This window comes from Microbispora sp. NPDC049125, from assembly GCF_040802045.1.
Classification (GTDB): Bacteria; Actinomycetota; Actinomycetes; order Streptosporangiales; family Streptosporangiaceae; genus Microbispora.
Genome location: NZ_JBEZDW010000008.1, coordinates 172,025 through 192,462 on the forward strand (window position 1 = coordinate 172,025; position 20,438 = coordinate 192,462).

At 73.1% G+C, this 20,438-nt stretch carries 15 protein-coding genes; 7 read left to right on the forward strand and 8 right to left on the reverse strand.

Features of this window, described 5'->3' with window-relative positions; translation table 11 throughout:
* Positions 1 to 281 precede the first annotated feature (281 nt).
* The gene (locus AB0B72_RS12640; protein ID WP_367738747.1) at positions 282 to 998 is read left to right on the forward strand and encodes a permease prefix domain 1-containing protein; all 717 of its coding nucleotides are present in this window, start codon (positions 282 to 284) and stop codon (positions 996 to 998) included.
* On the opposite strand, the gene AB0B72_RS12645 is transcribed toward AB0B72_RS12640, so the two are convergent.
* Positions 958 to 1,281 carry a PadR family transcriptional regulator gene (locus AB0B72_RS12645; protein ID WP_367738748.1) on the reverse strand — a complete coding sequence of 108 codons (324 nt, stop codon included), beginning with the start codon at positions 1,279 to 1,281 and terminating at the stop codon, positions 958 to 960. The genes AB0B72_RS12640 and AB0B72_RS12645 overlap by 41 nt on opposite strands.
* A gap of 79 nt (positions 1,282 to 1,360) precedes the next feature.
* Between AB0B72_RS12645 and AB0B72_RS12650 the strand changes: the two genes are divergently transcribed.
* The 4 genes from AB0B72_RS12650 to cydC are packed head-to-tail and all read left to right on the forward strand — an operon-like array spanning position 1,361 to position 7,040.
* Positions 1,361 to 2,548 carry a cytochrome ubiquinol oxidase subunit I gene (locus tag AB0B72_RS12650; RefSeq protein ID WP_367738749.1) on the forward strand — a complete coding sequence of 396 codons (1,188 nt, stop codon included), beginning with the start codon at positions 1,361 to 1,363 and terminating at the stop codon, positions 2,546 to 2,548.
* 10 nt (positions 2,549 to 2,558) lie between these two features.
* Positions 2,559 to 3,317: a cytochrome d ubiquinol oxidase subunit II gene (locus AB0B72_RS12655; RefSeq protein WP_367738750.1), complete on the forward strand. Its 759-nt coding sequence runs from the start codon at positions 2,559 to 2,561 to the stop codon at positions 3,315 to 3,317.
* A 10-nt stretch (positions 3,318 to 3,327) separates the two neighbouring features.
* Positions 3,328 to 5,181 (forward strand): thiol reductant ABC exporter subunit CydD, encoded by a 1,854-nt coding sequence (cydD, locus tag AB0B72_RS12660; protein WP_367738751.1) that lies wholly within the window; start codon positions 3,328 to 3,330, stop codon positions 5,179 to 5,181.
* On the forward strand, positions 5,178 to 7,040 hold the full coding sequence (cydC, locus tag AB0B72_RS12665) for a thiol reductant ABC exporter subunit CydC (protein ID WP_367738752.1): 1,863 nt from the start codon (positions 5,178 to 5,180) through the stop codon (positions 7,038 to 7,040). The genes cydD and cydC overlap by 4 nt, the downstream gene beginning before the upstream one ends.
* A 240-nt stretch (positions 7,041 to 7,280) precedes the next feature.
* On the opposite strand, the gene AB0B72_RS12670 is transcribed toward cydC, so the two are convergent.
* The 4 genes from AB0B72_RS12670 to lon form a co-directional block, all read right to left on the reverse strand.
* Positions 7,281 to 8,618, reverse strand: a complete 1,338-nt coding sequence (locus tag AB0B72_RS12670) for a S1C family serine protease (protein ID WP_367738753.1) — start codon at positions 8,616 to 8,618, stop codon at positions 7,281 to 7,283.
* 132 nt (positions 8,619 to 8,750) lie between these two features.
* A complete protein-coding gene (locus AB0B72_RS12675) occupies positions 8,751 to 10,286 on the reverse strand; it encodes an AMP-binding protein (RefSeq protein ID WP_367738754.1) in 1,536 nt (511 codons plus the stop codon).
* Positions 10,287 to 10,342: 56 nt separating this feature from the next.
* Positions 10,343 to 11,482 carry a Fic family protein gene (locus AB0B72_RS12680; RefSeq protein WP_367738756.1) on the reverse strand — a complete coding sequence of 380 codons (1,140 nt, stop codon included), beginning with the start codon at positions 11,480 to 11,482 and terminating at the stop codon, positions 10,343 to 10,345.
* Between the two features lie 112 nt (positions 11,483 to 11,594).
* Complete coding sequence (gene lon, locus AB0B72_RS12685; RefSeq protein ID WP_367738758.1) at positions 11,595 to 13,952, reverse strand: endopeptidase La; 2,358 nt, start codon at positions 13,950 to 13,952, stop codon at positions 11,595 to 11,597.
* A 291-nt stretch (positions 13,953 to 14,243) separates the two neighbouring features.
* Here lon and AB0B72_RS12690 point away from each other — a divergent pair, with 291 nt between their 5' ends.
* Both AB0B72_RS12690 and AB0B72_RS12695 read left to right on the forward strand, forming a co-directional pair.
* Entirely contained in the window at positions 14,244 to 15,710 is a 1,467-nt protein-coding gene (locus tag AB0B72_RS12690) for an MFS transporter (RefSeq protein WP_367738759.1), read from the forward strand.
* 127 nt (positions 15,711 to 15,837) lie between these two features.
* Positions 15,838 to 17,241, forward strand: a complete 1,404-nt coding sequence (locus tag AB0B72_RS12695) for an FG-GAP repeat protein (protein WP_367738760.1) — start codon at positions 15,838 to 15,840, stop codon at positions 17,239 to 17,241.
* Here AB0B72_RS12695 and AB0B72_RS12700 read toward each other — a convergent pair.
* The 3 genes from AB0B72_RS12700 to AB0B72_RS12710 form a co-directional block, all read right to left on the reverse strand.
* Positions 17,226 to 18,779: an alkaline phosphatase gene (locus AB0B72_RS12700; RefSeq protein ID WP_367738761.1), complete on the reverse strand. Its 1,554-nt coding sequence runs from the start codon at positions 18,777 to 18,779 to the stop codon at positions 17,226 to 17,228. The genes AB0B72_RS12695 and AB0B72_RS12700 overlap by 16 nt on opposite strands.
* Positions 18,780 to 18,995: 216 nt before the next feature.
* Positions 18,996 to 19,574, reverse strand: coding sequence for an HAD family hydrolase (locus AB0B72_RS12705; RefSeq protein WP_367738762.1), 579 nt, complete (start codon positions 19,572 to 19,574; stop codon positions 18,996 to 18,998).
* Between the two features lie 28 nt (positions 19,575 to 19,602).
* Positions 19,603 to 20,436, reverse strand: a complete 834-nt coding sequence (locus AB0B72_RS12710) for a hypothetical protein (RefSeq protein ID WP_367738763.1) — start codon at positions 20,434 to 20,436, stop codon at positions 19,603 to 19,605.
* Positions 20,437 to 20,438 lie beyond the last annotated feature (2 nt).

Below are 20,438 nucleotides of genomic sequence, written 5' to 3' on the forward strand. Positions count from 1 at the left end.
TCAGGAATTGTTCCCCGGCCCTGTCGCCGCGAGACCTCACTTGGCCACTTGCCGTCCCAACGCTTGCCTTCCCTCGGCTGTCCTCCTCGACGTGTTCACCACATCACACCCTGCCTCCCGGAGGGCAGGGCCGTACGGCCCCGGCCGCCGCGGCGGAGGTCACCTGGGGGGGCCTGCGGCCCCGGCCGGCCAGACCCCGGCCCTCCGGGGGTGGTCAGGGATCCCCCTGATGCGGCCCCGGCGAGCGCGGCCGTAGGCTGACCGCGGCACGGGGAGGAGCGATGGCGAGCGTGGGTCCGATAGACGAGTACGTCGCCGCGCTGCGCGCCTCCCTCCGGGGGCCCGGCGGCGCGAAGCGGGACCTCCTCACGGAGGCACGCGACAGCCTGCTCGACGCCGCGGAGGCGTTCGAGGGCGACGGGCACGACAGGGAGGCCGCGGAGCGCCTGGCCGTGGAGGAGTTCGGCGCGGTCGGCGCGATCGCCCCCGGCTACCAGGAGGAGCTGGCGGTCGGACAGGGCCGCCGCACGGCCGCGCTGCTGTTCATCGGCGCGCCGATGACCGCGTTCCTGTGGGCCGTGATCTGGAAGTTCTTCCCCGAGTCGGCCTCGACGGCGGCCATACCCCAGCCCGGCTGGTTCTCCCCTCTCGCCCGGGCCGTGGACTCCGTCCAGCTCGGTGCGGGCGTGATCGGCGCCGTCGCGCTGCTGGTCCTCGGCAGAGGGCTGCGCGTCGTCCCGCGGCCCGCGCTGGTCACCCGCTGGATGGGACTGTTCGTCTGGCTGCAGTTCCCGATCATGCTCCTGATGTGCCTCGGCCTGACCATCGGCGCACGGGGTCCGGAGGGCTTCTCCGAGTACGCCCCCGGCGTGGTGCTGAGCTATGCGAGCTACGCCTTCTGGGCCTGGCAGCTGCACAGCGCCGCCCGCTGCCTCGTCGCGACCCGGCGGCCGGCGGTCACCTCAGCGGGTCCAGCACGCTTCCTATCACGCTCGTGAAGGACCGCCAGGCCGAGCGTTCACCGGCGAGCGCCTCGCGGCCGTCGCCGGTGAGCCGGTAGGTCCGGCGTTTGCGGCCCGTGACGGTGGCCCACTCACTCGTCAGCAGGCCGGCCCGCTCCAGCCGCCGCAGGGCGGGATAGACCGTCCCGGTCCCCACGTCGAGGGCCCCGTCGCTGCGCTCACGGAGCGCCTCGATGATCGCGTAACCGTGGAGGGGCTCCCGCTCCAGTACGGACAGGAGCAGGGCGTCCATGTGGCCCCGCAGCGCGTCGGCGTTCACGGTCGCAGCCTATCCCGTTTCCACATGTCGACAGTCTACATGTAGGCTGCCGATATGTAGATAGACATAAGGAGGCTGGATGGACGTCGTCAACCTGGCCCGGACCCAGTTCGCCGTGACGGGAAGCCTGCACTTCCTCTTCGTCGTGCTGACCCTCGGGCTCGCCCCCCTGGTGGCGATCATGAACACTCGCCACGTCCTCAGCGGCGACCCCCTCAAAGAGCGGATGACCCGCTTCTGGGGGCAGATCTACGTGATCAACTACGCGCTGGGGATCTTCACCGGTCTGGTCATGGAGTTCCAGTTCGGGCTCAGCTGGAGCGGCCTCTCGCACTATGCGGGAGACGTGTTCGGAGCGCCGCTCGCGATGGAGACGCTGCTGGCCTTCTTCCTCGAGTCGACCTTCCTCGGCCTGTGGATCTTCGGCTGGCATCGGCTGCCCCCCAAGCTCCACCTGGCCTGCATCTGGCTGGTCACGCTGACGGCGTACGCCTCGGCGCTGTTCATCCTGGTGGCCAACTCGTGGCTGCAGAACCCGGCCGGCGCCGAGGAGGTGGGCGGCAGGCTGGTGCTGCGGGACTTCGGCGCGCTGCTCACCAACCCGACCCTGGTCTTCGCGCTCCCCCACGTGCTGAGCGCCGGGCTGTGGACCGGCGGCTTCGTCGTGATCGGCGCCAGCGCGTACCACCTGTTCCGGCGGACCGCCGAGCGGGAGTTCTTCACCCGGTCGCTCCGCATGGGCGTCGTCACCGCGTTCGTCGGCTCGCTGTTCACCGTCGGTTTCGGATACGCCCAGTTCGGGCCGGTCGGGGAGCTCCAGCCGGGCAAGTTCGGCGGCGCGGTCCCCGGCACGGCGCTGGCGACGATGATGGGGATCGGGCAGCTCACCCAGTTCGTCGTGATGTTCGTGCTGCTGCCGCTGCTGGCCCGCGACTGGCTGGCCCGGTGGCGGTGGCTGCACCCCATCTTGATGATCATGACGCCGCTGCCGTTCGTCGCCGCGATCGCCGGATGGCTCGTGCGCGAGGTCGGCCGCCAGCCGTGGCTGGTGTACGGCAAGCTCACGGTCGCCGACGCCCTCACCCCTGGATTGTCGAAGACGGCGATCACCGCGTCGTTCGCCGGCTTCGTGGGCGTGCTCGGCCTGCTGGCCGTCGTCGACTACGCCCTGATCGCCCGTGCCGTACGGCGGGGCCCGGGGCAGGTCGCCCTCGGCGCGCCGGAACGGCCGGCCGACCCCGCCCCCGCCCCCGTTCACGCGTTCTGAGGACCCGCACATGGAGATCTTGTGGTTGGGCGCGTTCGCCGTCCTGCTGGCCGGCTACTTCGCCCTGGAGGGCTTCGACATCGGGCTCGGTGTGCTGCTGCCCGTGCTGGGCCGCTCGCAGGCGGGGCGGGACCGGCTGGTCGCCGCCATGGCGCCGTTCGTGCTGGCCAACGAGGTATGGCTGGTGGCACTGGCGGGCGTGCTCTTCGGGGTGTTCCCGACCCTGGAGGGCGAGGTGCTGAGCGGGCTCTACCCGCTGGTCGTGGCCCTGCTGCTGTCGTGGGTCCTGCGTGACGCCGGGCTGTGGTTCCGCCGCAGGGCCGGCGGGCGCGCCTGGCGCGTCCTGTGGGACGGGGCGCTCTGGCTCGGATCCGCCGGCCTGGCGCTGACGTGGGGCATGGCCCTGGCCGGCGTCGCGCTCGGCCTGCCCGCGGCGCTCGGCCCGGCCGGCGTGGCGGCGGGCGTCGCGGTCCTGCTGCTGCTGGCGCTGCACGGGTGGACCTTCGCGGCCTGGCGGCTGCCCGGGGACGAGGTGGTCCGCGGCGCCGTCCGGGACGGCCGCGCCCTGCTGCTGACGGCCTGCGCCGCGGCCGTCCCCGCCCTGGCGGTGACGGCGTTCGCGGCGTCGTCGATGCTGGACAGGACGGCCCCGGATCAGACACTGACGGTGCTGAGTGTCATGGTGGTGCCGTTCGCCCCGATCCTCGTGGGCGCGCAACTATGGGTGTGGCGCATCTTCCGGAAGGGTGCGCTGCCGTCCTTCTTCTGATTGGGTCACGGTGCACAAGGATCTCGTGCGGCTGGCGAGGGCCGAGCGCGGCGTCCGCCTCCACCTCGCCGCCTGCCTGGCCGCGGCGGTGGCCGCCGGTCTGCTCGTGCTCGTGCAGGCCGAGCTGCTCGCCGGGGTGCTTTCCGGCAGGTTCGCCGTCGCCGCCCTGCTCCCCCTCGCGCTCGTGGTCACCTTGCGCGGGCTGCTCGGCTGGGTGCAGGGCATCTCGGCCGGCCGTACGGCCACGGCGCTGAAGACGGTGCTCCGGCGCAGGCTGCTGCGGCGGTTCGAGGAGATCGGCCCGGACGGCTACCGGTCCGGGGAGCTGGTCACCCTCGCCGGGCGCGGACTTGACGCGCTCGACCCCTACCTGACGGGCTACCTGCCCGCCGTGGCCGTCGCGGGCGTCGTGCCGGTCGCGGTGGTCGTCCGGCTGTTCGCCGCCGACCTGCCGACAGCCGTGATCGTCCTGCTCACGCTGCCGCTGATCCCGGTCTTCGGCGCGCTCGTCGGCTGGACGACCAGGGCCGTGACCGAGCGTCAGTGGCGGGCCCTGGCCCGGCTCGGCGGGCACTTCCTCGACGTCGTGCGCGGCCTGCCGACGCTGCGGGCGTTCGGCCGGGCCCGCTACCAGGCGTCGGTGATCCGGGACGTCGCCGAGGCGCACCGGGCGGCCACCATGCGCACGCTCCGGGTGGCGTTCCTGTCATCGCTCGTGCTGGAGCTCGTCGCGTCGCTGTCTCTCGCCCTGGTGGCCGTGCCCGTCGGCCTGCGGCTGCTGTCGGGGTCGCTCGACCTCCACACCGCCCTGCTCGTGCTGCTGCTGGCCCCCGAGGCGTACCTCCCGCTGCGCGCGATGGGCACGAAGTTCCACGCCGCTATGGAGGGTGTCGCCGCCGCCGACGAGGCGTTCGCCGTGATCACCCCTTCCGGGACGGCCGATGAGGAGCCGGGGCATGAGACGGCGGTGAGAGAGGCCCGGCGCACGGCCGTGGAGACGACGGCGAGGGAAGGCCTGCCCACGGCCGCCGATGAGCCGGCGCGGGCCGCCGCTCGGACGGCCCCGCGTGGCGTCCCCTCGCACGGGGCGCCGGAGATCCGGCTGGAGGACGTCACGGTCCGCTACCCGGGCCGGGAGGACGCGGCGCTCCAAGGCGTGTCGCTCGTCGTGTCGCCCGGAGAGCGGGTGGCGATCGTGGGCCCGAGCGGCGCGGGGAAGAGCACGCTGCTGCATCTGCTGCTCGGATTCGTCACCCCGGCGCGGGGCCGGGTGCTCGCCGGCGGCGCCGACCTGGCTGAGCTGGACCTCGACGAGTGGCGCCGCCGCCTGGCCTTCGTGCCCCAGCGGCCGCACCTGTTCGCCGCCTCCGTGGCCGACAACATCGCGCTGGGCTCGGCGGCGGGGCCGGACGAGATCCGGGCCGCGGCGGCGGAGGCCCAGGCGGCCGAGTTCATCGAGGCCCTGCCGGACGGGTACGAGACACGGCTCGGAGAGCGCGGCGCGAACCTGTCGGCGGGGCAGCGTCAACGGGTGGCGCTGGCCCGCGCGTTCTGCCGCCCGGCGGCGCAGGTGCTGCTGCTCGACGAGCCGACCGCCCGGCTCGACGGAAGGAGCGAGGCGGCGGTGGTCGAGGCCACCCGGAGGCTGGCCGAGGGCAGGACCGCCATCATCGTCGCCCACCGCCCCGCCATGATCGACCTCGCCGACCGTGTCATCCGCCTCGACTCCGGCGCGCTCGCGAGTGGTGTGACCATCGGTGCGGGAATTCACGACACCGGCAGTCACAGCACGGGCAGTCACAGCACGGGCAGTCACACCACGGGGAGCCGCCCGGAGCCGCGTGCGGAAGGAGGAGCGGCGTGAGCGACCACGAGAAGCCCACGGCCGGGGCGGAAGCGCCGAGAGCCTCCGCGTCCGCAGAACGTTCCGAAGTGCCGCACGAGCAGGAGCAGCGGGTGCCGGCGGATTCACAACAGTCACTCCAGTCACCTGAGTCACCGCGGTCGCAGCCGTCGCAGGGGTGGGTGTCGCCGGTGCCGTCGCTTTCCGGCATGGGCCGCCGTCTTCTGCTCGCCGCGCTCGCCGGATCGGCGGCCGACCTCGCGGGGGTGGCGCTGATCGCGTCAGCCGCCTGGCTGATCACCAGGGCCGCCGAGCAGCCGCCCCTCGCGGCGCTGTCCGTCGCCATCGTGGCGGTGCGGGCGTTCGCCACCACCCGCGGCGTCTTCCGGTACGGCGAGCGCCTGGCGGGGCACGACGTCGCGCTGCGCGCCCAGGCCGGCACCCGGGAGCGGCTCTACCAGGCCCTCATCCCCGCCGGCCCGCTCCGCCAGGAAGGCGCCGACCTGCTCAGCCGCATGGTCGACGACACCGACGCCGTACAGGACCTGCTGGTGCGCTGCCTGCTGCCCGCGGCCGCGGCGCTGGTCACCGGCATCGCCGCCGTGGTCGTCGCCGCGTTCCTCCTGCCCGCCGCCGCGCTCGTACTGGGCGCCGGCCTGCTGATCGCCGGTGTGCTGCTCCCGGCCGCCACGGCGGCCGCCGCCCGGCGCTGGTCGGCGCGGATCGCCCCCGCGCGGGCCGAGCTGGCCGCCCGGGTGGCCGACCTGGTTCACGGCGCCGCCGACCTCGCGGCGTACGGCGCGCGCGACCGCGCCCTGTCCACGGCCATGGACGCCGACGGGCGGCTCGCCAGGCTGGAGCGGGGACAGTCGCGGATCGACGCCACGGCCCTGGGGGCCGGCATGCTCGCGCAGGGGCTGACCGTGGTCGCCGTGGTCCTCACGGCTCAGACCGCCGGCCTCGGCAGGGTCGCGACGGCCGTGCTGGCACTGACCGCCCTCGTCTCCTTCGAGCCGGTGCTCCCGCTCGCCGCGGCCGGGGAACGGCTCGCCTCAGTGCTGGGGTCGCTGCGCAGGCTGCGCGAGATCGGGGCGACGCCCCCGGCGGTGGCCGAGCCGGAGCGGCCCGCTCCCCCGCCGGAGCCGCCGTTGACCGTCGAGGTCGAGGACCTGGTGGTCCGCCACGGCGGCCGGGAGCCCGCCCTCGACGGGGTGAGCCTGACGCTGACGCCGGGAAAGCGGGTGGCGGTGGTCGGCCCGAGCGGCGCCGGGAAGAGCACGCTGCTGGCGGCCCTCATGCGGACGGCCGACATCGAGTCGGGAACCATCCGGATCAACGGCGTCGACGTCCGCCGCCACCGCGCCGACGACGTCCGCGCCGGCATCACCGGGCTGACCCAGGACCCGTACGTCTTCCAGGCGACGGTCCGCGACAACCTCCGGCTCGCCGGCCCGGACGCGACGGCCGGGGACCTGGCCGAGGCCGTACGGCGGGCCCGGCTGGACACCTGGGCGGAGCGGACGGGATGGGACACCGTGCTCGGCGAGGACGGCCGGACGGTGTCGGGCGGCCAGCTCCAGCGGCTCGCGCTGGCCCGGGCGCTGCTGTTCGACCCGCCGGTGCTGCTGCTGGACGAGCCCGCGGAGGCCCTGGACGAGGAGACGGCCGACGCCCTCATGGCCGACCTCCTGGGCGCCACCCGGGGCCGTACGACACTGCTGGTCACCCACCGGCTGCGTGGCCTGGAACAGGTGGACGAGATCGTCGTGCTGGAGAACGGCCGGGTCGCTCAGCGCGGCTCCCACGCGGAGCTGGTCGCCGTGCCCGGCTACTACCGGGACCTGTGGGAGTCGGAGGCGCTGACCCGCCCCCACCTCTGATCGTCCCCGCGCAGAGGGCGACGGCGGGTGGCGGAAACGAGGAGTCGCCGGCGGGCCACCCCCCCGGGCCCGGCCGCGGCGCCGGTGCGCGGGGCGCGCGTGGGCGGGAGGGGCGCCACGGGGGCGCCCCCCCCCCCCCCCCCGGGGCGGCGCCCGGGGCGGGGGGGGGGGGGGGGGGGGCCCCCGCCCGCCCCCCCCGCGCCCCCCCCCCCGGGGCCCGCCGGCGACGACTGTGCGCGGTCAGCTCGTGGCCGACTGCTCCGCCAGAGTGGCGGTGATGGTGGACTCCTTGCCGTTCCGGGTGAAGGTGACGTTCACCTTGTCGCCGGGCCGGGAGCTGCGGATGCTGCCGACGAGCGACTCGGCGCTGTCGACCACGGTGTCGTTGATCTTGGTGATCAGGTCGCCGTCCTTGAGACCGGCCTTGTCGGCCGGGCTGCCCGCGGTGACCGAGCTGACCACGGCGCCGGACTGGTCGCCCACGGCGTCGGCGACGCTGACGCCGAAGAACGCGTGGGTGGCCTTGCCGCTCCTGATGAGCTGGTCGGCGACGAGCTTGGCGGTGTTGATGGGGATCGCGAAGCCCACGCCGATGTTGCCGGAGCTGGAGCCGGAGGTGGCGATCGCCGTGTTGACGCCGACGACCTGCCCGGCCGCGTTGACCAGGGCGCCGCCCGAGTTGCCGGGGTTGATCGCAGCGTCGGTCTGGACCATCCCGCCGATGGTGGTGCCGGCCTGCTGCTGCTGGGGCTGCTCCTCCTGCCCCCAGGGGAACTGCGGCGGCTGCTGCTGCTCCTCCGGGCCCTCGGTGAGCGTGCGGTCGAGCGCGCTGACGATGCCCGAGGTGACCGAGCCCTCCAGGCCCAGGGGGCTGCCGATGGCGAGCACCGAGTCGCCCACCTGGAGCTTGTCGCTGTCGCCCAGCGAGGCCGGGGTCAGCCCCGAGACGCCCTGCGCCTGGATGACCGCGAGGTCGGTGGTGGGGTCGGTGCCCTTCACGATCGCCTTGGCCGTCTTGCCGTCACTGAACTTCACCGTGACGCCGACCTCGCCGCCCTGGCCGCCCGCCGTCACGACGTGGTTGTTGGTCAGGATCAGGCCGTCGGCGGACAGGATCACGCCCGACCCCTCGCCACCGCCCGACGCCGTGGTCACCTTGATCGACACGACGGACGGCATGATGGCCTTCGCCACCGCGGCGATGGTGTTGGTGGAGGTACTCGAGGCGGGCCTCACGACAGGGCTGGAGATGACGGTCTGCCCGCCGTTCACCGAGTTGGTGATGACGGCCCCCGCCGCGCCTCCACCGAGGGCGACGGCCACGAGGGCGAGACCCGCTCCGGCCTTCTGCCTGCCCGTCAGCGTTCCCCTCTGCCGCGGCGGGATGGGCGGGCCCGGCAGCACCCCCGTGTCGAACGGCCCGGTGCCGCCGTAACCGGCGCCGCCGTAACCGCCGGCCCCCTGGTAGCCCCCGCCGTACTGTCCGTGCTGCGGCGGCGTCCTACCGAACTGGCTCCAGCCGTGACCGGGGAGTACTTCGGTGTTCTCGGTGCCGGGAACGTGATCTCTCATGCTCATCGCCATCCCCCTTAATGGATCTGCCGGTAGGCCCGGCTCTCCGCCGGTACGTCTCTACAATGGCAAATCGGCGATAAGGTCACGCTAAGCGATCAGGCAATCGGCCCGTCCGGGCCGTACGCGGCCCTTATCTCACGACGTCGGGGGCCAGTACTCGTCCCGGAGAAGGCGCTTGTACAACTTTCCGGTGGGGTGCCGGGGAAGCTCGTCGCGGAAGTCGACCGACCGCGGGCACTTGTAGTGGGCCAGCCGCCCCCGGCAGAACTCGATCAGCTCGGCCTCCAGCGCCGGGCCCGCCTCCTCCGGGGAGACCGGCTGCACGACCGCTTTCACCTGCTCGCCCATCTCCGGATCGGGAACGCCGAACACCGCGACGTCTGCGACCTTGGGATGCATGGCCAGCGCGTTCTCGGCCTCCTGCGGGTAGATGTTCACCCCGCCGGAGATGATCATGTACGAGCGGCGGTCCGTGAGGTAGAGGAAGCCCTCGTCGTCGACGTAGCCGATGTCCCCGAGGGTCGTCCATCCCCGGCCCTGCGGGTCCTGCGCGGAACGGGTTGTCTCCGGGTCGCCGTGGTAGACGAACCTCGGCCCGCCGGAGAAGTAGACGGTGCCGTGCCTGCCCGGCGGCAGTTCGTTCCCCTCGTCGTCGCAGACATGGACGACCCCCAGCAGGGGCCGCCCGACCGTGCCCCGGTGCTTGAGCCAGTCCTGCGGGCCGGCGTGGAGGAAGCCGTTGCCCTCGGTGCCCGCGTAGTACTCGTGGACCACCGGGCCCCACCACTCGATCATCTGCTCCTTGACCTCGATCGGGCAGGGGGCGGCGGCGTGGATGGCGCACTCCAGGGACGACAGGTCGTGGCGCCGGCGCACCTCCGCGGGCAGCTTCAGCATCTTGATGAACATCGTGGGGACCCACTGCGCGTGCGTGACGCCGTACCGCTCGATGAGCGCCAGCGCCTCCTCGGGATCGAACCGCTCCATGACGACGACCGTGGCTCCGAGGCGCTGGAAGGTCATGCAGTACCTCAGGGGCGCCGCGTGATAGAGCGGTGCGGGCGACAGGTACACGCTGCCGGCCGACGGCGCGAACAGGAACCGCACGAGCTTGAACAGCGGGCCCGCGAAGTCGAGGGGCGCCTTGCTCAGCGTGGGCTTGACGCCCTTGGGACGCCCGGTCGTACCGGACGAGTAGAGCATGTCCACGCCCTGGCATTCGTCGTCCACCGGCGTGGCCGGATGCGCCGCCGTGGCCTTCTCGTACGACTCGAAGCCGGGCGCGACACCGTCGATCATGAGCCGCAGCTCGACGTGGGGTGTCCTCCCGATGACGGAGGCGGCGACGCCGGCGAGCTTCGCGGACGAGATGAAGACCCGCGCCTCGCAGTTGTCCACGATGTGGACCAGTTCCTCGGGCTGGAGGCGGGAGCTGATCGCGGTGTAGTACAGGCCGGACCGGTGCGCGGCCCAGGCGACCGTCAGGAACAGCGGATGGTTCTCCAGCATGAAGGCGATGTGATCGCCCGGGCGCAGCCCGGCGGCGCGGAAGAGGTGCGCCAGCCGGTTGGACTCCTCGTCGAGCTGCCGGTAGGTGACCACGTGGCCGGACCCGGCCATGATCACCGCCGGCTTGTCCGGTGTGGCCGCCGCGATCGCTCCAGGATGCATGACCGAACGTTACTCGGTCGGGCCCTCGGCCAGGTAGGCGCCGACGGCCGCGGGTCTCAGCCCGCCTGCGCCCGGTAGGGGTCGCGCAGCGGCTCCGCCCGCGCGGCGAAGTCTTCCTTGATCTCCGCCATCTTCGGGCCTGGCGCGTAGAAGCGGCCCTTGGTCTCGCCGTACGGCTTGAGCCACCCGCCTGCCGCGAGCTCCCGCAGGTCGCGGGCGGCCTGCCCCTGGCTCAGCGCCTCGTCGGCCTGGTACATGCCGCGCCGCAGCCGCCGGGAGACGAACACCTGATAGAGCGCGGAGACCGTGCGCGGATGCAGGCCCTCCACGCCGGTCCGCTCCTCCAGCAGCGTCCAGACCTCCCCCGCCTCCGCGAGGCGTCGCTGTACGCGCTGGGCCTGCAGATGATGGCAGCGCAGCACGAACCGCACCCAGGAGAGTGTGTCCCCGTGCGGGCTCCACCGGCGCCGCCCGACGTCGCCGAGCACGTTGTAGTACTCGTACGTGATCTCCCCGGTGCCGAGCCACTCCTCGATGGAGGAGAACTCCGGGGTGGTGATCTGGTCACGGCCGAGCACGAGGGTCTGGAGAGCCCGGGACATGCGGCCGTTCCCGTCGCGCCAGGGGTGGATTTTGACGAGGTTGAGGTGGGCCATCGCACCGCGCACGTAGCTGGGCGCGTCCAGGTCGCCCGCGTTTAGCCAGTCGACGAGCTCCTCCAGCAGCCCGGGGACGGCCTCATGGTCCGGGCCCTCGTAGACGACCTCCCCTGTGACGGAGTTGCGGACGTAGATCCCGCCCGGGCGGACGGTGCCGGGCGTCTTGGGCAGGTGGTGGCCGATCATCATGAAGTTGAGGCCGTGGAGCAGACCGGCGTCGTACCGGAACGACCACGCCTTGGCCAGCGTGTTGATGTAGGTGAGGGCCCGCTGGTATCCGGAGATCTCCCTGGCCACCCCGGCCGGGGTGTCGAGGGGCTCCTCCCCCGACATGATCGACTCGATGTCCTCGACGCTGGCCCGGTAGCCCTCGATCGAGTTGGACCCCTGGATCGCCCGCGCCTGGAGCTGCCGCCGCAGCTGGCCGTCCCACCGGTGGACCTCGGCCAGCCGGTACTTCAGGTCGCGTCGCATGTCCTCGATCTCCGCGAGGACCTTCTCGTCGATCCCGTCCAGCGCGGGCGTGCCGTACAGCATGGACCCATGACAGCATGGGCGAATCATTCAGTCAAACGACTGAATGATTCGCCCATTTATGTCCGCGACGGCCCGCGTCCGGGGAAGGACGCGAGCCGTCGACGGGCGGCCGTCAGGCGACCTGCCTGGCGACCTTCGCCGGGGTGAGCGCGAGCTCAAGCACCTCGCGGACGTCGCCCACCGTGTGCACCTCGAGGTCGGCGAGCACCTCCGCGGGGACGTCGTCCAGGTCGGGCTCGTTGCGCGCCGGGATGAGCACGGTCGTGATCCCGGCCCGGTGCGCGGCGAGCAGCTTCTGCTTGACCCCGCCGATCGGCAGGACCCGGCCGGTGAGGGAGACCTCGCCGGTCATGGCCACCTCGGTGCGGACGGGGCGGCCGGACAGCAGGGAGGCGAGGGCGGTCGTCATGGTGACTCCCGCCGACGGCCCGTCCTTCGGCACCGCGCCCGCGGGGACGTGGATGTGCACCGACCGGTCCTTCAGCGACGCGACCGGCAGCTCCAGCTCGGCGCCGCGGGAGCGCAGGTAGGACAGCGCGATCTGTGCCGATTCCTTCATCACGTCGCCGAGCTGCCCGGTGAGGGTCACCCCGGTCGTGCCGGTCTCCGGGTCGGCCAGCGACGCCTCGACGTAGAGGACGTCGCCGCCCGCGCCGGTGACGGCGAGGCCGGTGGCCACGCCGGCCGCCGCCGTACGCTGCCGGGCCTCGGGCAGGGACGACTCGGGCACGTGCCGCGGCCGTCCGAGGTAGCCGACCAGGTCGCCGGCCGTGACCGCGACCGGCAGCGCCGCCTCTTCCAGCGCGACCTTGGCCGTCACCTTGCGCAGGATCCGCGCGATCGACCGCTCCAGTGAGCGGACGCCCGCCTCGCGGGTGTACTCGCCGGCCAGCCGGCGCAGCGCGTCGTCCCCGATCGTGACCTCGTCCGCCGTGAGGCCGGCCTTCTCCAGCTGGCGGGGAAGCAGGTGGTCGCGGGCGATGGCGACCTTCTCGTCCTCGGTGTAGCCGTCGAGGGAGACGATCTCCATGCGGTCCAGCAGCGGCCCGGGCACCTGCTCCAGCACGTTGGCCGTGGCGAGGAACAGCACGTCGCTCAGGTCGAGCTCCACCTCCAGGTAGTGGTCGCGGAACGTGTGGTTCTGCGCCGGGTCGAGCACCTCGAGCAGCGCCGCCGTCGGGTCGCCCCGGTAGTCGGCGCCCACCTTGTCGATCTCGTCGAGGAGCACGACCGGGTTCATCGAGCCCGCCTCACGGATGGCGCGGACGATCCTGCCGGGCAGCGCGCCCACGTAGGTGCGCCGGTGCCCGCGGATCTCCGCCTCGTCACGGACGCCGCCGAGGGCGACCCGGACGAACTTCCTGCCCATGGCCCGGGCGACCGACTCTCCGAGCGAGGTCTTGCCCACTCCGGGCGGGCCGGCGAGCGCGAGCACGGCGCCGCTGCGGCGTCCGCCGATGACGCCGAGACCCTGGTCGGCCCGGCGCTTGCGGACCGCGAGGTACTCGACGATGCGGTCCTTCACGTCGTCGAGACCGGTGTGGTCGGCGTCGAGGACGGCGCGGGCGCCGGCGATGTCGTACTCGTCGGTCGTCCGGACGTTCCACGGCACCTCGAGGACCGTGTCGAGCCAGGTGCGGATCCAGCCGCTCTCCGGGGACTGGTCGGAGGTCCGCTCCAGCTTGCCGACCTCGGCGAGCGCGGCCTCCCTGACCTTCTCCGGCAGGTCGGCGGCCTCGATCCGGGACCGGTAGTCCTCCTCCTCGTCGGAGGGGTCGCCGTTGAGCTCCGCGAGCTCCTTGCGCACGGCGGCGAGCTGCTGGCGGAGCAGGAACTCGCGCTGCTGCTTCTCCATGCCCTCCTGGACGTCCTTGCGGATGGTCTCCGCGACGTCCAGCTCGGCGAGGTGGTCGCGGGCCCAGCTCACGAGCTTGTCCAGCCGCTCGGCGGGGTCGGCGGTCTCCAGCAGCAGGAGCTTCTGCGGCGTCGACAGCCAGGGGGCGTAGCCGGCGCTGTCCGCGAGGACCTCCGGGTCCTTGATCTGGTTGACCGCGTCGACGACCTGCCACGCGCCCCGCTTCTGCAGGATCGTGGTGGTCAGCGTCTTGTAGTCCTTGGCGAGCTCCTCGGCCCTGGGGCCGGCCGTGACCCGCTCGAACGCCTCGGCCTCCACCCAGAGGGCCGCGCCGGGACCGGTCGTGCCCGTGCCGACGCGCATCCGCCGCACGCCGCGGACCACCGCGGCCGGCTCACCCCCCGGCAGCCGCCCAACTTGCTCGACGACGGCGGACACGCCGACGGCGCCGTAACGCCCGTCGACCCGGGGCACCAGCAGCACGGTGCTCTCACCGCTGGCCCGTGCCGCGTCTATGGCCGCCCGGACCTCGGAGTCCGACAGATCGAGCGGAACGACCATGCCAGGCAGGACGACCTCGTCGTCCAACGGGAGGACGGGAAGGATCTGTGACATGCGCACTCCAAAGGTTGAGTTATGCCGACTCAACTAACGCGAGTGGCGTGGTGTTCCCAGTTCTGCGCCAGTTCGCTGTGAGCGATCGTAATTATGTAATCGCCCAGCTCGCCGGAGGGACGCGACGAGCCGCCGAGGGCCTCCGGCGTCCGGGGACGGACGGCGCGGCCCGTGGCCTCGCCCCCCGCAGTGCCCGGCAGGGCCGTCCTTACGCCATCACAACGCACCTGGCGAAGAGTGAAGCGCCCCCCGGCTGTGACGGGCACACGGCGACGCAGCATGATGGCCGCTATGGTTTCCGGACACGTCCGGCTCGGCTCACCCACCGGGCGCTGGGTCCTGCTCACCACTGTGCTGGGGTCCGGCATGGCGTCGCTCGACGCCACAGTCGTCAACGTGGCGCTGCCCGCCCTCGGGCGCGACCTCGGCGCGGGCATGTCCGGCCTGCAGTGGACGGTCAACGCGTACACGCTCACGCTGGCGGGGCTCATCCTGCTCGGCGGCTCGCTGGGCGACCGCCTCGGCAGGCGCACGGTGTTCGTGGCCGGTGTCGTCTGGTTCGCCGTGGCCTCCGCCCTGTGCGGGCTGGCGCCGTCCACGCCCGTGCTCATCGCGGCCCGCGCGCTCCAGGGCGTCGGCGGCGCGCTCCTCGTGCCCGGGTCCCTCGCGATCATCCAGGCGAGCTTCGCCCCCGACGACCGGCCGCGCGCGGTGGGCACGTGGTCCGGGCTCGGCGGCGTCGCCGCGGCGGTCGGTCCGCTGCTGGGCGGGTGGCTGGTCCAGGCCGCGGGGTGGCGGTGGGTCTTCCTGCTCAACCTTCCGCTCGCGGTGCTGGTCGTCGTCGTGGCCGCCCGGCACGTCCCGGAGACCCGCGACACCGCCGACCACGGACGGTTCGACGTGCTCGGCGCCGCTCTCGCCGCGCTCGCCCTCGCCGGGGTCACCTACGGCTTGATCCTGGCCGGAGAGGGCGTCCTCCCCCTCGTCGCCGGGGCCGCTCTCGGCGCGTGCTTCGTCGCGGTGGAGATCCGGCGCTCCCCCGACGCCCTCGTGCCCGTGGGGATCTTCCGCTCGCGGGCGTTCAGCGCCGTCAACGCCGTCACGCTGGTCATGTACGCGGCGATGGGGCTGGTGTTCTTCCTGCTCGTCGTGCAACTCCAGGTCTCGGCCGGGTTCTCCCCCATCGAGGCGGGAGGGGCGATGCTGCCGGTGACGTTCCTCATGCTGCTGCTGTCGGCACGCTCCGGCGAGCTGGCCAGGCGGACGGGCCCGCGGCTCCCCATGACGGCCGGCATCCTCGTCTGCGCGGCGGCGATGGTGCTGATGAGCAGGATCGGGCCCGGCGCCTCCTACCTGGTCGACGTGCTGCCCGCGGCGGCCCTGTTCGGCCTCGGGCTGTCCGCCGCGGTCGCCCCGCTCACCGCGACCGTCCTGGCCACCGCCGAGGAGCGGTACGCCGGTGTGGCCAGCGGGGTGAACAACGCGCTCGCGCGGACCGGCGGCCTGCTGGCCGTCGCCGCCGTCCCGCCCCTCGTCGGGCTGACCGGGGACGCCTACGACTCCCCCGTGGCGTTCACCCATGGCTTCCACCTGGCGATGCTCGTCAGCGCCGTGCTGATGGCCGTCGCCGCGGCGGTCACCTTCCTCACCATCAGGACGAACGTGCTGGCCGCGGCCCCCGAGCCCGCGCGCCGCAGCCACTGCACCCTGGAGGCGCCCCCGCTGGCGGGCGACCCCGCCTGCGGCACCCGGAGCTAGGCGTACGGCGTCATCCCCGGCCTGCTCGCGCGCCGCGCACCGCGCGCCGGATGAGTTCAGCGAGCCGACGTGAGGGGTTCAGCTCCCCGTGGGCGGAGTGTCCGGGTCCGGAGGGACGATCCGGCACATGAGCGTCTTGCGTACGTCCGCCCTGCTCGCGGCCGCCCTGGCGGCCTCCCCGCTCGTCGCGGTCCCCGCCGCCGCCGCCCGGAGCTGCCCGTCCTTCCTCGCCGTCGCCTCGCCGTACGCGGCGGTGAAAGGCGAGCAGCACGCGGGGACGGTCACCCTGTTCACCGGCGGCGGCTCCCACCTGCGGAAGGCGAAGGTGCTCTCCCAGGGCGCGGCGGGCGTCGGCGGCGCCCCCGAGCGGGACGACGCGTTCGGCTCGGCGCTCGCGCGCGGCGACTTCGACGGGGACGGCTGCGCCGACCTGGCCATCGGGGCCTCGGAGGAGTTCGCAGGGCCGCGGGTCCCCGGGGCCGACGGGAACGGCGTCGTGCACGTGCTGTACGGCTCGCCGTCCGGCCTGGGCCGCGGCGCGACGCTCGACGTGACCCGGGCCGGCCGCGAGCGCGGCACCGACCGGTTCGGGGCGGCGCTGGCCGCAGGCGACCTCGACGGGGACGGCGACGACGAGCTCGTCGTGGGCGCGCCCGGGCTCAAGGGCGGGGGCGGCGTCGCCGTCTTCGGCCTCGGCGGCCGCTCGGCTTCCGGTAAGGGGACGCTGATCACGCAGGCCACGAGCTGGGTCGGCCAGGAGCCGGGCGAGACCGACCAGTTCGGCGTGGCGCTGGCCACCGGCGACTTCGACGGCGACGGCAGGGACGAGCTCGCGGTGGGCGCGCCCGGCGACGGCGGCCTGCGGTACGGCTCGGGCGTCGTGACCATCCTGGACCCGCACCGGCGGCGGGCCGGGGTCTACACGCAGGAGAGCCCGAACGTGAAGGGCGACGGCGAGAAGTGGGACGCGTTCGGCGCCGCCCTCGCCAGCGGCGACTTCGACGCCGACGGCCGCGACGACCTGGCGGTCGGCGTGCCCGGCGAGGACCTGTCGCTCCTGCAGCGCGGCATGGACTACGGCGACGGGGTGGTCGACGTCCTCTACGGCACCGCCCGCGGGCTGACCGCCGTCGGCAGCGAGAGCTGGTCGCAGACGATCCTCAAGGGCACCCCGCGCTACTACGACCGGTTCGGCACGTCGCTGGCCACCGGCGACCTGAACGGCGACGGGGACGACGAGCTCGTGGTGGGCGTGCCCGGCGAGGACGCCGTCCAGGTCCTCGCGGGGACACGTGAAGGCGGGCTGACCCGCAACCACAACGCGCTGGTCACCGGCCCGCGGGACAGCGACTTCGGGATGTCGGTCATCGTGGACGGCGGCACGCTGCTGGTGGCCGCGCCCGGCCGGGACGAGCTGACGCTGGTGCCCACCCGGGCGCGTAAGGGCTCCTACCCCGGGGTGACGCCCGGCGCCGCCCGCGTCGTCGACAGGGGCGGCGCCGGGGGCCTGTTCGGCTACGCGTTGAGCTGAGCGTGCCCGGAGGGGATGGTGAACCGGGCCGAGGTCTTCGCCGGCGCGCCGCGCCTGCTGATGTAGTCCAGCGTGCGGAACTCGGCCCGCATCTCCTCCTCGGAGACCTTGCACACGATGAATCCGCGACGCTGGTCCATGTAGGAGATGTGCGGGTTCTCGCGCATGATTTGAGCGACCCTCGCCGCGTCGCGGTAGCCGTCCCCGTCACTGGAGATCGACGAGGTGACCAGCTCCACCGCGACCCTTGGCGAGTCGGGGTCGTCGAAGTCGGGCCGCAGGTCGGCGGCGTGGTGCATGTGCGCGTCGCCGGTCAGCACGACCGGGTTGGCCGCCCCCGACGCCCGCACGCCCTCCAGCAGGCGGGTCCGGTCGGCGGGGTAGCCGTCCCAGCTGTCCATGTTGAGCTCGGTGCCGGGGCCGGCCTTGTAGTCGCGCTGGGCCATCAGCACCTGCTGGCCGATCATGTTCCACCGGGCGCCGGAGGCGGCGAGCCCGTCGAGCAGCCAGCGGCGCTGCTGGGCGCCCAGGATCGTACGGCCGTCGGCGAGCCGCTCGTCGCACCCCGCCCGGTCGCCGTCCTCGCATGCCTGGTCGTCGCGGAACTGCCGGGTGTCCAGAAGGTGGAAGCCGGCCATGGTGCCCCAGGCGACCCGGCGGTTGATCCGCATCGCCGCGCCTCTCGGCAGGCTGGCCCGCCGCAGCGGCATGTTCTCGTAGTAGGCCTGGAAGGCCCGCGCCCGCCGCTCCCCGAAGTCGGGCGCCTCGGTGCTGGAGACGGGCCCGGCCCAGTTGTTCTCGATCTCGTGGTCGTCGAAGGCGACGAGCCAGGGCGCGGCCCGGTGGGCGGCCTGCAGGTCGCGGTCGGTCTTGTACTGCGCGTGCCTGATCCGGTAGTCGGCCAGCGTCTGGCACTTGTTGCCCGCGTGCTCGCGCACGGAGCCGCCGAGCGCGGTGTAGCCCTGGGGCTGGTACTCGTAGATGTAGTCGCCCAGGTGCACCACCAGGTCGGGCTCCTGCTCGGCGATCCGCCGGTAGGCGGTGTAGAAGCCGTGCTCCCAGTGGGCGCACGCCGCGACCGCGAAGGTGAACGGCGTCATCCCCTCGGGCGCCGTGCGGGTGCGGGCCACCGGGGACACCTGCCCGTCGGCCTTGAAGCGGTAGAAGTACTCCCGGCCCGGCTGGAGGCCGTCCACCTCGACGTGGACGCTGTGGGCTCCCGCCGGGCGGGCCGAGGCCGTGCCGGATCTCACGACCGCCGAGAACCGCTCGTCGGACGCGACCTGCCACTGGACGTCGACGGCGCGGGGCGGCATGCCGCCCAGGCCGTCGGGGGCGGTGGGATCGAGGGCCAGCCGCGTCCACAGGACGACCCCGCCGGAGGTGGGCTCGCCCGAGGCGACCCCGAGGGTGAACGGGTCCTGCCTGAGGGACCGCGAGCGGGCGGCCGAAGGCAGCGTCGAGCCGGTGAGGACCAGGCCTCCGGCGCCGGCCGCGAGAGCGGACAGGAACACTCTTCGTGAGGCATTCGTCTGCACGACACCAGTGCAACCGCCGCGGTCGACGGCCGTCCCTTACAGCCGTGACCCAGGCGGAAACCGGCGGTGAACAGTGCTTCTGACTACCCGTCCTTGCTGAACGGCGGCCGACGGGCGGTGCTCCGGCCCGTTAACTCAGCACCCGCTTGAACGGTCCGTCAGCATCGGCAGCAGCTTGAGCGGCCCGTCAGCATCGGTACCGGCTTGAGCGGCCCGTCAGCTCAGCACCAGCTTGAGATCGTCGCGCAGCGTCGCGGCGTCACGGAAGTGGATCCCGGCGATGCCGGCCTCCTCTGCGCCCCCGATGTTGTCCAGGCGGTCGTCGACGAAGACCACGTCGCCGGCGTCCACGCCGAGCGCCGCGAGCACCCGCCGGTAGATCTCCGGGTCGGGCTTCACCAGGCCCATCCGCCCGCTGTAGAACCGCGGCCCGATGGGCGCCATGAACGGCAGGCCGTCGATCTCGTCCGCGAGACAGGCGGGCATGTTGGACAGCAGGGCCATCGGCACCCCGGCCGCGCCGAGGTCGGCGACGACCGCCGTGGTCTCCTCGTCGGGCCGCGACCAGCTCGCCGCGTCCACGCCGACGATCCGGTCCAGCTCGGCGCCCTCGACCGGCCTGCCGTACACGCGGGACCAGTACGTCTCCGGGGCGAGCGTCGCGCGGTCGAAGTCGAGCCGCCACCGCCAGTACCGCTCCTCGAAGCCTGGGTCACCGCCGGCCATGACCGCCACGGCGGCCTGGTCCTGGGGCAGGGAGATGACATTGCCGTAGTCGAAAAGAACAAGAGTCATGATTGAACGAGCATAACCTGTGTTCTTTTCATCCGACATACGGCCTCAGGTAGTCATCGACGGACCCACAGGCGAGGTAGTTGCGCACGGTGTGGAAGTCGAGCCAGTCGATGTTGCAGGCGACGTCGCGCTCCACGCCGTCGAAGCAGGGGCGCAGTGCGGGCGGGATGGCCGCGATGTCGTCCTTGTCGGCGATGTTGATCCACCTCTTCACGCCGGGCGGGCGGGCGCCCCTCCCTCGCACGGGGAGAGGGGCCAGCCGTTCGAAGACCACGTTCCGCATGCCCAGAGGGCTGCCCAGGGTGACGAGCAGATCCGCTCCCAGGTCCGGATGCGCCCAGAGCGCCTCGTACGCGACGACGCTGCCGAGCGAGTGGGCGACCACGACCTGGGGGCGGCGCCGGCGGATGACCTCGGCCACCGCGTCGCGGGCCCGTACCCGGGGGTCTCCGCCGCCGAGATAGACGGCCACCTCGGGGCAGAAGTCCTCGGCGAAGCGGACGGCGTTCGAGCCCAGCCGGTCGAGCAGCCACCCGGCCAGCCGGTGGGCGATCGCGGTCAGAGACTCGCCGGCGGCGCCGGGCAGGCGGCCGTCGAGCTGGGCGGCCCAGTCGGCGAACACCAGCTTGGCCGGAGGATCCATCTCCTTGGGCGGCCTGGACGGGCCCTTGTGCAGGTGGTGGGCGTAGTAGGCGATCTCGGCGAAGTAGTCGCCGGTCCCCGCCCGGCCCCCGGCGATCCCCTTGTGGAGGTAGGCGTTCCACTTGACTCGCATCGCCTCGGCCGCCCCGGCGGCGGACCCGCCGGCCTCCTCGTAGTAGTGGTACTTGCCGATGCCGTGGACGCCGACGATCGTGGTCATGC